The 14591-nt window shown below is 72.0% G+C and carries 12 protein-coding genes; 5 read left to right on the top strand and 7 right to left on the bottom strand.

What is annotated here, in order from left to right; all coding sequences use genetic code 11:
* Nucleotides 1-1164 (top strand): SulP family inorganic anion transporter (locus tag E2651_RS31935; RefSeq protein ID WP_135334741.1); only part of this gene is annotated, 1164 nt, incomplete at its 5' end.
* On the opposite strand, the gene E2651_RS31930 is transcribed toward E2651_RS31935, so the two are convergent.
* Nucleotides 1165-1680, bottom strand: a complete 516-nt coding sequence (locus tag E2651_RS31930) for an EamA/RhaT family transporter (protein ID WP_135334740.1) — start codon at nucleotides 1678-1680, stop codon at nucleotides 1165-1167.
* Nucleotides 1681-1856: 176 nt separating this feature from the next.
* On the opposite strand from E2651_RS31930, the gene E2651_RS31925 reads away from it, so the two are divergent.
* Complete coding sequence (locus tag E2651_RS31925) at nucleotides 1857-4076, top strand: serine/threonine-protein kinase (protein WP_135334739.1); 2220 nt, start codon at nucleotides 1857-1859, stop codon at nucleotides 4074-4076.
* Between the two features lie 44 nt (nucleotides 4077-4120).
* Here the strand turns inward: E2651_RS31925 and E2651_RS31920 are convergent, their stop codons facing one another.
* From E2651_RS31920 to E2651_RS31900, 5 genes are all read right to left on the bottom strand, one after another.
* Nucleotides 4121-4414, bottom strand: a complete 294-nt coding sequence (locus E2651_RS31920; RefSeq protein ID WP_135334738.1) for an SH3 domain-containing protein — start codon at nucleotides 4412-4414, stop codon at nucleotides 4121-4123.
* Between the two features lie 111 nt (nucleotides 4415-4525).
* Nucleotides 4526-6379, bottom strand: coding sequence for a dihydroxy-acid dehydratase (ilvD, locus tag E2651_RS31915; protein ID WP_135334737.1), 1854 nt, complete (start codon nucleotides 6377-6379; stop codon nucleotides 4526-4528).
* Between the two features lie 171 nt (nucleotides 6380-6550).
* Nucleotides 6551-7195: a TetR family transcriptional regulator gene (locus E2651_RS31910; RefSeq protein WP_245239361.1), complete on the bottom strand. Its 645-nt coding sequence runs from the start codon at nucleotides 7193-7195 to the stop codon at nucleotides 6551-6553.
* Nucleotides 7192-8016: a sugar phosphate isomerase/epimerase gene (locus E2651_RS31905; protein ID WP_135334736.1), complete on the bottom strand. Its 825-nt coding sequence runs from the start codon at nucleotides 8014-8016 to the stop codon at nucleotides 7192-7194. The genes E2651_RS31910 and E2651_RS31905 overlap by 4 nt, the downstream gene beginning before the upstream one ends.
* Before the next feature lie 56 nt (nucleotides 8017-8072).
* A complete protein-coding gene (locus E2651_RS31900; RefSeq protein ID WP_135334735.1) occupies nucleotides 8073-9005 on the bottom strand; it encodes a Ppx/GppA phosphatase family protein in 933 nt (310 codons plus the stop codon).
* 71 nt (nucleotides 9006-9076) lie between these two features.
* On the opposite strand from E2651_RS31900, the gene E2651_RS31895 reads away from it, so the two are divergent.
* Complete coding sequence (locus E2651_RS31895; protein ID WP_135334734.1) at nucleotides 9077-9946, top strand: hypothetical protein; 870 nt, start codon at nucleotides 9077-9079, stop codon at nucleotides 9944-9946.
* Between the two features lie 130 nt (nucleotides 9947-10076).
* On the opposite strand, the gene E2651_RS31890 is transcribed toward E2651_RS31895, so the two are convergent.
* Nucleotides 10077-11783 carry a sigma-70 family RNA polymerase sigma factor gene (locus tag E2651_RS31890; protein ID WP_135334733.1) on the bottom strand — a complete coding sequence of 569 codons (1707 nt, stop codon included), beginning with the start codon at nucleotides 11781-11783 and terminating at the stop codon, nucleotides 10077-10079.
* 174 nt (nucleotides 11784-11957) lie between these two features.
* On the opposite strand from E2651_RS31890, the gene radA reads away from it, so the two are divergent.
* Complete coding sequence (gene radA / locus E2651_RS31885; RefSeq protein WP_135334732.1) at nucleotides 11958-13367, top strand: DNA repair protein RadA; 1410 nt, start codon at nucleotides 11958-11960, stop codon at nucleotides 13365-13367.
* A 79-nt stretch (nucleotides 13368-13446) separates the two neighbouring features.
* On the top strand, nucleotides 13447-14571 hold the full coding sequence (gene disA / locus E2651_RS31880; protein ID WP_135334731.1) for a DNA integrity scanning diadenylate cyclase DisA: 1125 nt from the start codon (nucleotides 13447-13449) through the stop codon (nucleotides 14569-14571).
* Nucleotides 14572-14591 lie beyond the last annotated feature (20 nt).

The raw sequence follows: 14591 nt of genomic DNA, 5'->3' as shown, positions 1-14591 counted from the left end.
CTGCTGCAGATCGGGGTGGGGGTGCTACGGCTCGGGCGGTGGTTCCGGGCCGTGTCCGTGGCCGTGGTGCAGGGGATGCTGGCCGGCATCGGGCTCGTGCTGATCGCCGGGCAGCTGTACGCGATGGGGGACGCCGAAGCGCCCGCAGGCGGGGTCGCCAAGCTCCTGGGGCTCATCCGCCTCGGCGGGCTCGCCGATCCCGTGGCCCTGGCGGTCGGGGGCGGGACCGTGCTTGTCCTGGTGCTCTGGCCGCGGTGGCGGCGCGGTGCCCGGATGGTGCCCGCGCCGCTGGTCGCGGTGGGGCTCGCGGCGGCCGCGGCCGCGCTGCTGCGGCTGCCGGTCCGGCGGGTCGAGGTGCGCGGGCTCGTGGAGGCCGTGCAGCCGCCGGGGGCCGCGGAGTTCGCGCGGCTCACGGAAGTGGGCGTGGTCGGTACCGTCCTCGCCTTCGCGCTGATCGCGTCCGCGGAGTCGCTGTTCAGCGCGGCGGCGGTGGACCGGCTGCACCAGGGGCCACGTACCGACTACGACAAGGAGCTCATCGCGCAAGGCACGGGCAACGCCGTCTGCGGGGCGCTCGGTGCGCTGCCGATGACCGCGGTGATCGTACGCAGCGCGGCGAACGTACGGGCGGGGGCGCGGACCAAGGCGTCACGGGTGCTGCACGGGGTGTGGCTGCTGCTGTTCGCGGCCGTGCTGCCCGCCGCGCTCGGGCTGATTCCGGTGGCGGCGCTCGCGGGGCTGCTCGTGCACGCGGGGTGCAAGCTCGTTCCCGTACGGGAGTTGGGGCCGTTGTGGCGTGAGCATCGCGGTGAGGGGGTGGTGCTCGGGGTGACGGCTGTGGCGATCGTGGCGACGAATCTCTTCGAGGGGGTGCTCGTCGGGCTCGCGCTGGCTGTCGGGAAGACGGCGTGGGACATCAGTCATGTGCACGTGGAGACGGAGGACCGGGGCGCGGCGGGTCTTGTCGTGCGGGTCACGGGCAACGCCACCTTCCTGCGGTTGCCGAAGCTGCTCGACGCGTTGGAGGCGTTGCCGGTCGACCGTGCGGTTCGGCTGGAGCTCGGCGGTCTGCGGCACGTGGACCATGCGTGTGCGGCGGCGCTCGAGGGGTGGGCCGAGCGGCGGCGGCCGCCTGCCGTCGCGGCATCGGCGCCGAACGCGTAACTACCCCTTGCGCTTCTTCCGGGACGGATTGCCCGTGCGTCGGGACGTGCGCTTCGCGTACTGGTCGCGGGCCGTCTCGTACTCCTCGCGGTGGAGTTTCTCGCCGGGGGCCTCGGTGAGGGAGCGGAGGGAGTAGGCGAGGAGCGAGCCGATGAAGCCGATCGTCATCAGGCCGCGCATCGATGACTGGGACGCCGGGTCGTGGCGTCGGGTGAAGCCGTCCCAGGTGCGGCGGAAGGCGATCGCGCTGCAGATCGCGAACATGACGACCATCAGGACGTTCAGGAAGGTGCCTACGTCGGCGATCGCCATGCCCTCGTACGCGAAACGCAGCACGAAGCAGCCGGCCACGGCCGCGAGGAGCGAGCCCGCCGCGACTCCGGCGCGGCGGGCGGCGTAGCCGTTGTCGTGGGCGACCCAGGTCGTGCCGAAGAAGCGGAGGGGCTCGGGCTTCGGGCCGGGGGCGGTCGCGGCCGTCGCTGCCGTGCGGTCGGGGGTGCTGGAATCTGCGCTCACCCTCCGAGTATCGCCCGGGGTGGCCGCGGGCCGGGCGCAGGGCGGCACGGGCCGGGCGCGCCCTATTCGTCCCCCGCCTTGCCCTGCCGTACCACTCGGCAGCTAGTTTGTGCGGCAGGACAGGTAAATCGGCTCATGCGGCAACTGGTGCACGGGGGACGGGGAGGTCGGGGAGAGTGTCGCTCCGCGGAGGTGACCCAGCCGAGATCGGCGGCTATCCGCTCGAGGCGCGGCTCGGTTCGGGCGGCATGGGCACGGTCTTTCTGGCGCGTACGGCTTCGGGGCGGCCCGTGGCGATCAAGCTGATCCACCAGCAGTTCGCCGGGGACGAGGAGTTCCGCATCCGCTTCCGGCAGGAGGTGGCGGCGGCGCGGCGGGTGAGCGGCGCGTTCACCGCCGCGGTGGTCGACGCGGACCCGGAGGCCGAGCATCCCTGGATGGCGACGGCCTATATAGAGGGGCACACGCTCGCCCAGCGCATCGCCAAGCGGGGCCCGCTGACCGGCGCGGATCTGCGCACGCTCGCCATCGGTCTGACGGAGGCGCTGCGGGACATCCACCGCGTGGGCGTCGTCCACCGTGACCTCAAGCCGTCGAACGTCGTGCTGTCCCCCGAGGGCCCGCGCGTCATCGACTTCGGCATCTCGCGCGCGGCGGACCAGCAGACGCTGACGATGACGGGGCGGGTGATCGGTACGCCGCCGTTCATGTCGCCCGAGCAGTTGCAGGCGCCGCGCGGGGTCGGGCCGCGGTCCGATGTCTTCTCCCTCGCGACGCTGCTCGTGTACGCGGCGACGGGACAGGGGCCCTTCGACGCGGACAGCCCGTACATGACGGCGTATCAAGTGGTCCACGAAGCACCGTCGTTGGGTGCCGTGCCCGCCGCCCTGCGCGAGGTCGTCGAGCCGTGCCTGGCCAAGGACCCGGAACAGCGGCCATCGGCGGACGAGTTGCTCGAGCGGCTGCGGGATCTGCCGGCCGAGATGGAGGACGCGGCGGGGGCGGGCGGCAGCCGTACGCGGGACACGGATACGGAGCATCACCGCACCGGGGACGAGGGCGGGGACAAGGGCAGGGACAGGGCCGCCGAGAAGCCCGGCGGCACCCTCATCGGCCGTCATCTGCGCCGCCGTTGGCGCCCGGTGCTCGGGGCGGTGCTCGCCGTGGCCGCCATCGGGGGCGGGGTCGCGTGGCTTCAGCTTGACGGGTCCGACGCCCCCGCCGACGACGGCAAGGGTCGGACCGTGGCCGCGGCGGGTGTGCCCCTGCCCGAAGGCTTCCACCCGTGGCGCAGGACCGTGCCCAACGGCCAGAACCCCCCGGACGAGCTGCGCTGCGTACCGCGCGGCGACGCGTTGTTCTGCGGGGGCGGGGGTGTCGTCGCGAGCCGGATGCGGATCTCCGACGGCAAGGAGATCTGGAAGGTGAAGAGCGGCGGCGTACCGGTCGAGGGCATGCACATCGTGGGCGTCACGGACGACACGGTGCTTGCCTACCGACCGCCGACCGACGCCGACGGGGCCACCGACGCGACGACCGAGGTCGTCGCACTGGACGCGGAGACCAGCAAGGAGCTGTGGTCCGCCGGCTCCGGCTCGCAGTCGACGGGCCTGACGGGCCGGACCCAGGACGCCGTCCTCTTCGGCTCCCGCGTCCTGACCGTCGACCCGGAAGGCACCCGCGTCGAGGCCCGCGAGGCCCGCGGCGGCGGCCTGCTCTGGTCGACGCCGATGCCTGCGGGCTCGGAGTGCGCGCCCTTCACCGCGGGCGAGCGGCTGTACGCCCTGTGCGCGCCGCAGGCCGAGGTCGACAACCTCGAGCTGAACCACCCGGTCGTGCACACCGTCGACCCCGAGTCTGGCGCGCTCGACAAGGGCGTCGCGGTCAAGGGTCCGGTGCAGCCGGTGGGCGGCGACGAGGACGGGCTCGTACTCCTTCATCAGCGCATGAAGGGGCCGGAGTTCCTCGGGTACGACCAGGTGGTGCGGGTCGGCACGGGCCGCCGTGACGTGTCGTACCGGCCGCTGCGGACCACGTACGCGGCGACGCCCGGCATGGCCGGCGGAACCGTCTACTTCGCCGGGTCGACCGGTCTCATCAGCGCGGTGGACCCCGCTACGGGGCGGCAGAAGTGGTCCCGGCAGACGAATGCGGACAGCGCTTCGGGGCCGGTCGCCGGGGACGGCGTCCTGTACTTCAGCTCGGCCAGCGGGCGGGTCGTCGCGCTGACGCCCGGCGGCAGGACGCTGTGGAACGGCGATCCGCGGGCCGACGGTCTTGGCGGCGGGGTGAACGCGAGTCCGCGCGTGGTGGTTTCGGGGCGGGTCGTGGTGGTGGCCGCCGCCGGGAACACGGTGTTCTCTTTCGACGCGAAGAAGCCGCCGAAGTCCGGGTGATCCGGGTGAGGGCCTCGGCGGCTTCTTCTCTTCAGGCGGTGTGCTCAGCAGCGGGGTGCCACGTAGCCGTCGCTGCCGGTGCGGACGTACGTGTCCGAGACGTAGCGGCCGCTGCCGATGCGGTCCCAGATGCTTGACGTGCCGGCCGGGCCCGTCACCGTCTCGCCCGGGCGCTGGCAGTAGAGCGTCACTCGGGTGCCTGCCGAGAGGCGGCCGACCTTGGCGTAGGAAGTGCCGGGGCCGGAGCGGACGTTGACGTCTGCGGCTATGGGGTACGACTTCGCCGCCGCGGCCTCTGCGGACTCTGCGGACTCCGGTGCTATGACGTTCTCGCTCATGCTTCTCTCCCCCGTGAAGCAGGGGCGGCTTGGGCCGCCCCTGGCTTGTTCGTCACTGGTGTGGACGCGTGGGGGTGGTGGGGTGGTTGCACAAGCGCCCCGAAGGAGCGCTCAGCCCAGCTTCGACACGTCCCGCACCGCGCCCCTGTCCGCGCTCGTCGCCATCGCCGCGTACGCCCGCAGTGCCGCCGAGACCTTGCGCTCGCGGGACTTGGGGGCGTAGACGCCGCCGAGCGCCTCGCGGCGGGCGGCCAATTCCTGCTCCGGGACCAGGAGTTCGATTCCGCGGTTGGGGATGTCGATGCGGATGCGGTCGCCGTCCTCGACCAGGGCGATCGTGCCGCCGGACGCCGCCTCGGGCGACGCGTGGCCGATCGAGAGGCCCGACGTGCCGCCGGAGAAGCGGCCGTCCGTGACCAGCGCGCAGACCTTGCCCAGGCCCCGGCCCTTCAGGAACGAGGTCGGGTGGAGCATCTCCTGCATGCCGGGGCCGCCCTTGGGACCCTCGTAGCGGATGACCACCACGTCGCCCGGCTTGATCTGCTTGTTGAGGATCTTCTCGACGGCCTCTTCCTGCGAATCGCAGACCACGGCGGGGCCCTCGAACGTCCAGATCGACTCGTCGACGCCCGCCGTCTTCACGACGACGCCGTCCTCGGCCAGGTTGCCCTTGAGGACCGCGAGACCGCCGTCCTTCGAGTACTTGTGCGCCACGTCCCTGATGCAGCCGCCCGCGGCGTCCGTGTCCAGAGTGTCCCAGCGCTCCGACTGCGAGAAGGCCTGCGCGGAGGGCTTGCAGCCCGGCGCCGCGTGCCACATCTCGACGGCCTCGGCGGAGGGCGAACCGCCGCGCACGTCCCAGGTGTCCAGCCAGTCCTTGATGGACTTGGAGTGGACCGTGTGCACGTCCTCGTGCAACAGGCCCCCGCGGTACAGCTCGCCCAGGAGCGCGGGGATGCCGCCGGCGCGGTGCACGTCCTCCATGTAGTACGTGCCGCCGGGCGCCACGTTCGGGGCGACCTTGGCCAGGCACGGCACGCGGCGCGAGACGGCGTCCATGTCGGCGAGGGTGTACTCGAGCTCGGCCTCCTGCGCGGCGGCGAGCAGGTGCAGGATCGTGTTCGTGGAGCCGCCCATGGAGATGTCGAGCGCCATGGCGTTGTCGAAGGCGGCGTGCGTGGCGATGGAACGCGGCAGGACGGAGGCGTCGTCCTCGTAGTAATAGCGCTTGGTGATCTCGACGACCGTTTCGCCGGCCTTCTCGTACAGCGCCTTGCGGCCCGTGTGCGTGGCGAGCATCGAGCCGTTGCCGGGGAGGGAGAGGCCGATCGCCTCCGTCAGGCAGTTCATCGAGTTGGCGGTGAACATGCCGGAGCAGGAGCCGCAGGTCGGACAGGCGTTCTCCTCGATACGGAGGATGTCCTCGTCCGAGATGCTCTCGTCCACCGCGTCACTGATCGCGTTGACCAGGTCGAGCTTGCGGACCGTGCCGTCGACCAGCGTGGCCTTGCCGGCCTCCATCGGGCCGCCGGAGACGAAGACCGTCGGGATGTTGAGACGCAGGGCCGCGTTCAGCATGCCGGGGGTGATCTTGTCGCAGTTGGAGATGCAGATCAGGGCGTCGGCGCAGTGCGCCTCGACCATGTACTCCACGCTGTCCGCGATCAGGTCGCGGGAGGGCAGTGAGTAGAGCATGCCGCCGTGGCCCATCGCGATGCCGTCGTCCACCGCGATCGTGTTGAACTCGCGGGGGATGCCGCCCGCGGCCTTGATCGCCTCGGAGACGATCCGGCCGACCGGCTGCAGGTGGGTGTGGCCCGGGACGAACTCGGTGAAGGAGTTGGCGACGGCGATGATCGGCTTACGCCCGATGTCCGCGCCGGGTACACCGGAGGCGCGCATAAGGGCGCGGGCGCCCGCCATGTTGCGGCCGTGGGTGACAGTGCGGGACCTGAGCTCGGGCATCGTCGCTCGCTCCTTCAGGGATCTTCAGACAGGCTTCCGGGAGACTTCGGAGATAGAAGACTCGACTGTTGTCGAGCGTACGCCGACGCTCCACGATCTGGACAGGCTGTCCGGATGGCGGAACGGCCGTCTCGGTGAGCGGCCCACGAAGAGGACGCGTACGTGCCGGGCTCACGGCCCCGTCAGATGCCCCTGCACCACCGGCGCGATCCGCGCGATGATCACTTCCGGGTCCGCCGAGGCCAGCGGCTCCACCTGGATCACGTACCGCAGCATCGCCGTGCCCACGAGCTGCGCGGCCGCGAGCTCCGCCCGCAGTTCCGCGTCCGGCCGGTCGATGCGGCGCGCCACCCTGCCGAGCAGCTGCGTCACGATGAGGCGGCGGAAGACCGCGGCCGCCTTGTCGTTGTTCACCGCGGAGCGCACGATCGCCAGGAGCGGTACGCGCGTCGCCGGGTTCTCCCAGACGCCGAAGATGAAGCGGGTGAGACGCTCGCCGACCGCGTCGAGCGGACCCTCCTCGACCGCCGCGGGCGCCTCGAGCGCGGGCGCGAACGCCACCTCGATCGCCGAGGCGAAGACCTGCTCCTTGGTCCCGAAGTAGTGGTGCACGAGCGCCGAGTCCACCCCGGCCGCCTTGGCGATGCCGCGTACGGAGGTCTTCTCGTACCCACGTGCGGAGAACTCGGTGCGGGCCGCCTCCAGGATCCGGTCCCGCATCGCGGGACCCTCGGCCGACTGCGTACGCGATGGACGCCCCCTGCGCCGCGGAGCCGCCGCCCCCTCGCCCGCGCCGCCCCGTGCCGCCGCCGTCACGACCGGGGCACCCGCACCGCGGACGCCAGATGCAGCCGCGTATAGGCGAGGGCCTCGGCGAGATCGGCCTCACGTTCGGCGCTGGACATCGCGCGCCGCGTATTGACCTCGATGACGACGTGACCGTCGAAACCGCTCGTCGCAAGGCGTTCGAGCAGCTCGGCGCAGGGCTGCGTGCCGCGCCCCGGCACCAGGTGCTCGTCCTTGGCGGAGCCCTTGCCGTCGGCGAGGTGGACGTGGCCGAGGCGGTCGCCCATGCGGTCGATCATCTGCATCGCGTCCGTGCGGGCGGTCGCGGTGTGGCTGAGGTCGACCGTGAAGTGGCGGTAGTCGTCCTTGGTGACGTCCCAGTCGGGGGCGTACGCGAGCATCTCGCGGTCGCGGTAGCGCCAGGGGTACATGTTCTCGACGGCGAAGCGGACGTCCGTCTCGTCCGCCATCCGCCAGATGCCCTCGACGAACGCGTTCGCGTACCCCCGCTGCCAGCGGAAGGGCGGGTGCACGACGACCGTCGACGCGCCCAGCTTCTCGGCGGCGGCCTGGGCGCGCTGGAGCTTCACCCAGGGGTCGGTGGACCACACGCGCTGCGTGATCAGCAGACAGGGCGCGTGCACGGCGAGGATCGGGATCCGGTGGTAGTCGCTCAGCCTGCGCAGGGCCTCGATGTCCTGGCTGACGGGGTCGGTCCAGACCATGACCTCGACGCCGTCGTAACCCAGGCGCGCGGCGATCTCGAAGGCCGTCGCCGTCGACTCCGGATAGACCGAGGCCGTCGACAGGGCGACCTTCGCATCCGGGATGCGCACCACTGGTTCTGCCACGAGGGACAGCGTACGGGCCCTCGCGCGACGTCGGGGAGGTGGTCTCCCGCAGTGTCCTACGTCACCGGGAGGTGGTCGAGCCGGCGCAGGATCACGCCTTCGCGCAGCGCCCACGGACAGATCTCCAGCGTCTCGACGCCGAACAGATCCATCGCGCCCTCCGCGACGAGCGCCCCCGCGAGCAGCTGTCCCGCCCGCCCCTCGGAGACACCGGGCAGCTCGGCGCGCTCCGCCGCCGTCATCGCGGCCAGCTGCGGAACCCAGTCCTCCAGGGATTTCCGCTTCAGCTCACGCTGTACGTAGAGGCCCTCGGCCGAGCGTGCGGCGCCGGCCAGCCTTGCGAGCTGCTTGAACGTCTTCGAGGTCGCCACGACATGGTCCGGGTTGCCGAAGCGGCTGAACTCCCCCACCGTGCGGGCGATCTGGGCACGCGCGTGCCGCCGCAGCGCCTTCACGTCGGCCGGGGCGGGCGGGTCCTGGGTCAGCCACGCGGACGTCAGCCGGCCCGCGCCGAGCGGCAGGCTGACCGCGGCGTCCGGTTCCTCGTCGATGCCGTACGCGATCTCAAGCGATCCGCCGCCGATGTCGATGACCAGGAGCTTCCCCGCCGACCAGCCGAACCAGCGGCGGGCCGCCAGGAAGGTGAGCCGGGCCTCCTCGGCGCCGGTGAGGACCTGCAGGTCGACGCCGGTCTCCTCCTTCACGCGGGCCAGCACCTGGTCCGCGTTGCCGGCCTCGCGGACCGCGGACGTGGCGAAGGGCAGCAGGTCCTCCACGCCCTTGTCCTCGGCGGCCTCGAGCGCGTCGCGGACCGTGGCGACGAGGCGGTCGACGCCCTCGGGGCCGATGGCTCCCGCCTCGTCGAGGAGTTGGGCGAGGCGCAGGTCCGCCTTGTGCGAGTGCGCGGGCAGCGGGCGCGCGCCGGGGTGGGCGTCCACCACCAGCAGATGCACCGTGTTCGAACCTACGTCGAGGACACCGAGTCTCATATACGGAACGCTACTGCTCGTACGGCGGTCGCTGGTCCTCGGACCGGGTACCGCCCGCATACCCTGGAGTCGTGCCAAAGACGAAAAAGGCGAAGACCGACAAAACGAAGTCAAAGAATAAGTCGGGGAAGCTGGAGAAGCCGGGGAAGCCGGGGAAGCCTGGGAAGCCGGAGAAGCCTGGAAAGGTGCAGCCGGACGAGAAGGGCCTCGACTTCGCCCGCGCCTGGGTGGAGTTTCCGGACCCCGCGGACGACGAGCAGGTCTTCCGTTGTGATCTGACATGGCTGACCTCTCGGTGGAGCTGCATCTTCGGCAGCGGCTGCCAGGGCATCCAGGCGGGCCGGGCGGACGACGGCTGCTGCACGCTGGGCGCGCACTTCTCGGACGAGGACGACGAGAAGCGGGTCGCCGGGTTCGTGGCACGGCTCACACCCGACATCTGGCAGCACCACGACATCGGTACGGATACCGGCTGGGTGTCGACGGACGAGGACGGCGAGCGCCAGACCCGCCCGTACAACGGCTCCTGCATCTTCCAGAACCGCCCCGGTTTCGCGGGCGGCGCGGGCTGCTCGCTGCACATCCTGGCCCTCAAGGAGGGCCGCGAGCCCCTGGAGACCAAGCCGGACGTGTGCTGGCAGCTGCCGGTGCGGCGGACGTACGAGTGGATCGACCGGCCCGACGAGACGCGGGTCCTGCAGGTGTCGATCGGGGAGTACGACCGGCGTGGCTGGGGTCCCGGCGGGCACGATCTGCACTGGTGGTGCACGTCGGCGACGTCGGCGCACGGTGCGGGTGATCCGGTGTACGTCTCGTACCGCCCCGAGCTGACGGAGATGATGGGCAAGGCGGGGTACGACCGCCTGGCCGGGCTCTGCGAGGAACGACTGGCGTCGCAGCTGCCGCTGGTGGCTCCGCATCCGGCGGATCCGGCGCGGTAGCCCGGGGCGCCTGCAGCGGGCTTCTTTCCCCAACCCCGCCCCTTCCCGAACTTTCCGACTCCGTCGGGCTCATGGCTCGGCAGATCACCGGCTCCGCCGAGTTCGTCCTCAGACGCCGGACGGGCTGAAATCAGCCCTCACTCGGGCTCGGCTCCCCGCTGCCGTCGGTCGGTGACGGGGATGGGTCGCCCGGGTCCGACGGGGTCGGCGTGGGCGTCGGCGTCGGGTCCGACGGCGTAGGAGTCGGCGTCGGATCCGGGTCCGACGGCGTTGGCGTCGGGTCCGTAGGCGTAGGGCGCGGGACCGGTGTTGTCGGGCCCGTCGCACGCCCGTACCCGTTGATCGAGACGATCGCCCCCGCGGGGGCGATCGACACCCGCGCGCTCCAGTGGCCCGCCGGCTCGCGGTCGTGGTCGACGTACACCCGGATCGTGAACGTCTCGCCCGGCGACAGCGTTCCGGAGGACCGGCTCAGGTAGAGCCAGGAGGCGCCGGCGCTCGCCGACCAGCGGACCGGTTCGCCGCCGGACGCCGAGAGCGTGATCAGTGTCGTACCGCCGCTCGACTGCGCCTCCACGGTGAGCCGACCGGCCCCGGTCGAGGAGTGCGAGGGCGGCGAGCCGCCGCTGATGACCTCTACGGAGACGTCCGGTGAGCGGCTGCCCGCGGTGAACCGCGGATCCGGCGGCGTCTGCGCGTTGCCCGCGTTCTCGTAGTCCTCACGCCGCCGGTCGCCGTCCATCTTGCCGGGACCGCCCGCGTCGGTGGCGCTGACGGAGGTGCCGTCCGCGCCCTCTCCGGTCAGCGGCGCTCCTCGGTACGCCGCCCAGAGGGCGAGCACCGGGGCGGCGATCACGGTGGCGACGACCGTCGTCGTCACGGCACGCGCGCGTAGACGGTCGCGGCGGGCGGCATGGTCCTTGGGGTCCATCGGGAAGCCGCGCCGGTCGAAGCGCGGACCACCGCCACGCGCGCGTGGGACGTGCGCCATCGTCACGTGGACGGCGGCGCGCGGCGCCTCGACGACGGGTAGCGCGGCCGGCGAGGCCGCCGTGCCGGGCCACGTCCCGGATCCCGCGCGCTCGGCGGTGAGCCGGCAGCGCGGGCAGTCGTCGACGTGCCGGACGAGCTCGCGGCGCAGGGCCGTGCCCAGGAGGAGCTGGTTGTCGCCGGTGAGGCGGGCGACGATCGGGCAGGTGCCGGTCTCCACGACGGCGAGCGCGGCCCGGGTGCGCTCCACCTCGCAGGCGGCGGACGCGAGGAGGTCCCGGGTCCTGCCGAGGTCGAGGCCGACGACGACGGCGACCTCCTGGGGGGCGAGCTGGTGGCGCACGGCGAGCTCCAGGGCCTCCCGCTGCTCCGGAGTCGTCCCCGCGGCCTCCGGCCAGGCCAGCTGGGCGAGTTCGCGGCGCCGCTGCCGGTCGGTCTCGTCGTCGGGCTCGGCGGCGGAAGGCTTCGTCGCGGCGGCTGCGCGGGAGCCACCCACTCCCCCGGAGGCGTGCGCACCCCCCTGCCGCTTGCGCCTGGCGTCGGCGAGCGCGCGCAGGCAGACCCAGCGCGCGAGGGCGTACAGCCAGGGCTTGAGTTCGGACGCGGCGGCGGGACCGCGCGAGCCGCGGCGCTCGGCGATGGCGAGTGCGTCGCCCAGGGCGGCGGTCGCGGCGTCGTGATCGCAGAGGACGGACAGGCAGTACGTGAACAGGCCGTCCAGACAAGGTTCGTAGCGTGCGGGCGGCGCCTGCGGCACCGAGCGGGGCACTACGCGCTGGCGCGCGTCTCTGTGCGCCCGGTGTGCGCCGGTTGCTTGGGTGGGGGATTCCGGCCTGCTGCTCATCACCCGTGCGAAGTTAGGCGGATGATGCCGGGCCTCTCTCGCCTCTTGAGCACATTTAATCCTTACGGGTGAACAGATCCCTCAAAAGGGGACAGGAACCCATGATTCCGTGACCCGCGCCCCCTTGGCATCGGCGCGCGTGCCGCGTTGTCAGTGCTGCCCGCTACGGTTCGGTCCATGGCTGCCCGTACGAAATCCACGAAGGACCGGCCGTCCTACCGCTGCACCGAATGCGGCTGGCAGACGGCCAAGTGGCTCGGCCGCTGCCCCGAGTGCCAGGCCTGGGGGACGGTCGAGGAGTACGGCGCGCCCGCGGTCCGCACCACCGCCCCCGGCCGTGTCACCTCCTCCGCCCTGCCCATCGGCCAGGTCGACGGCCGCCAGGCCACCGCCCGCTCCACCGGCGTACCGGAACTGGACCGTGTCCTGGGCGGCGGCCTCGTCCCCGGTGCCGTGGCGCTGCTCGCGGGCGAGCCGGGCGTCGGCAAGTCGACGCTGCTCCTGGACGTGGCGGCGAAGGCGGCGAGCGACGAGCACCGCACGCTCTACGTCACCGGCGAGGAGTCGGCGAGCCAGGTCCGGCTGCGCGCGGACCGCATCAAGGCGATCGACGACCACCTCTACCTGGCGGCGGAGACCGATCTCGCCGCCGTGCTCGGCCACTTGGACGCGGTGAAGCCGTCCCTCCTGATCCTCGACTCGGTCCAGACGGTCGCGTCCCCGGAGATCGACGGGGCGCCGGGCGGCATGGCCCAGGTCCGCGAGGTGGCGGGCGCCCTGATCCGCGCCTCCAAGGAGCGCGCCATGTCGACGCTCCTGGTCGGCCATGTCACCAAGGACGGCGCGATCGCGGGACCGCGCCTCCTGGAGCACCTCGTGGACGTCGTCCTGTCCTTCGAGGGCGACCGCCACGCGCGCCTGCGTCTCGTACGGGGTGTCAAGAACCGCTACGGGACGACGGACGAGGTCGGCTGCTTCGAACTGCACGACGAGGGCATCACCGGCCTCGCCGACCCCAGCGGCCTCTTCCTGACCCGCCGCGCGGAGGCCGTCCCCGGCACCTGTCTGACGGTCACCCTGGAAGGCCGCCGCCCCCTGGTGGCCGAGGTGCAGGCGCTCACGGTCGACTCACAGATCCCCTCCCCGCGCCGCACCACATCGGGCCTGGAGACCTCCCGCGTCTCGATGATGCTGGCCGTCCTCGAACAGCGCGGCCGCATCTCCGCGCTCGGCAAGCGCGACATCTACAGCGCCACGGTGGGGGGCGTGAAGCTCTCCGAGCCGGCCGCGGACCTCGCCATCGCGCTCGCCCTGGCCAGCGCGGCGAGCGACACCCCGCTGCCCAAGAACCTGGTCGCGATCGGCGAAGTGGGCCTCGCGGGCGAGGTCAGACGGGTCACGGGGGTCCAGCGCAGACTGGCCGAGGCGCACCGTCTGGGCTTCACGCACGCCCTCGTTCCCGCCGACCCCGGCAAGGTCCCGCCCGGTATGAAGGTCACCGAAGTCGCCGACATGGGGGACGCGCTGCGCGTGCTTCCGAGGTCGCGTCGCAGAGAGGCCCCACGGGAGGAGGAAGACCGCCGGTAGACTTTGCCCTGGTCTCGCCCATCCGTACGAAACAGTCGTACGGACCGGGGCTTGGACAACCCGCGACCCGAGGAGTGCAGTGGCAGCCAACGACCGGGCGTCAGCTCCCGGCAAAGCCGGTGGAAGCTCCGGTGCAGATGGGCTGATGCGCGCCTCCCTGAGCGCGGTCGCGCCGGGCACGGGCCTGCGCGACGGCCTCGAGCGGATCCTCCGCGGCAACACGGGAGGGCTCATCGTCCTCGGCTGGGACAAGACCGTCGAGTCGATGTGTACGGGCGGTTTCATCCTGGACGTCGAGTTCACCGCGACGCGGCTGCGCGAGCTCTGCAAGCTCGACGGCGGCATCGTCATCGACAAGGACGTCACCAAGATCCTGCGGGCGGGCGTGCAGCTCGTCCCCGACCCGACGATCCCCACCGAGGAGACGGGCACGCGCCACCGCACGGCGGACCGCGTGTCCAAGCAGGTGGCCTTCCCCGTGGTCTCCGTCTCCCAGTCCATGCGCCTGATCGCGATCTACGTGGACGGGCAGCGCCGCGTCCTGGAGGACTCGGCGGCGATCCTGTCCCGCGCGAACCAGGCCCTGGCGACCCTGGAGCGGTACAAGCTCCGCCTCGACGAGGTCGCGGGCACGCTCTCCGCCCTGGAGATCGAGGACTTGGTGACGGTCCGCGATGTCTCGGCGGTCGCCCAGCGCCTGGAAATGGTGCGCCGCATCGCCACGGAGATCGCCGAGTACGTGGTGGAGCTGGGCACCGACGGCCGCCTTCTCGCCCTCCAGCTGGACGAGTTGATCGCGGGCGTGGAGCCGGAGCGGGAGCTGGTGGTCCGGGATTACGTCCCGGAACCGACCGCGAAGCGCTCCCGCACGGTGGACGAGGCGCTCTTCGAACTGGACGCGCTGACCCACGCGGAGCTCCTCGAACTGCCCATCGTGGCACGGGCGTTGGGCTACACCGGATCCCCCGAGGCGCTGGACTCCGCGGTCTCGCCGCGCGGCTTCCGCCTCCTGGCGAAGGTGCCGCGCCTGCCGGGCGCGATCATCGACCGCCTGGTCGAGCACTTCGGCGGCCTGCAGAAGTTGCTGGCCGCGAGCGTGGACGATCTGCAGACAGTGGACGGAGTGGGGGAGGCGCGCGCACGTAGCGTGCGCGAAGGGCTTTCGCGGCTTGCGGAGTCGTCGATTCTGGAGCGGTACGTCTAGAACGGAGAACGGTGCGGGTG

The organism is Streptomyces sp. MZ04, from assembly GCF_004684775.1.
Classification (GTDB): domain Bacteria; phylum Actinomycetota; class Actinomycetes; order Streptomycetales; family Streptomycetaceae; genus Streptomyces.
The sequence above is the reverse complement of the archived record's forward strand: the minus strand, read 5'-3'. Positions and strand labels throughout refer to the sequence as shown.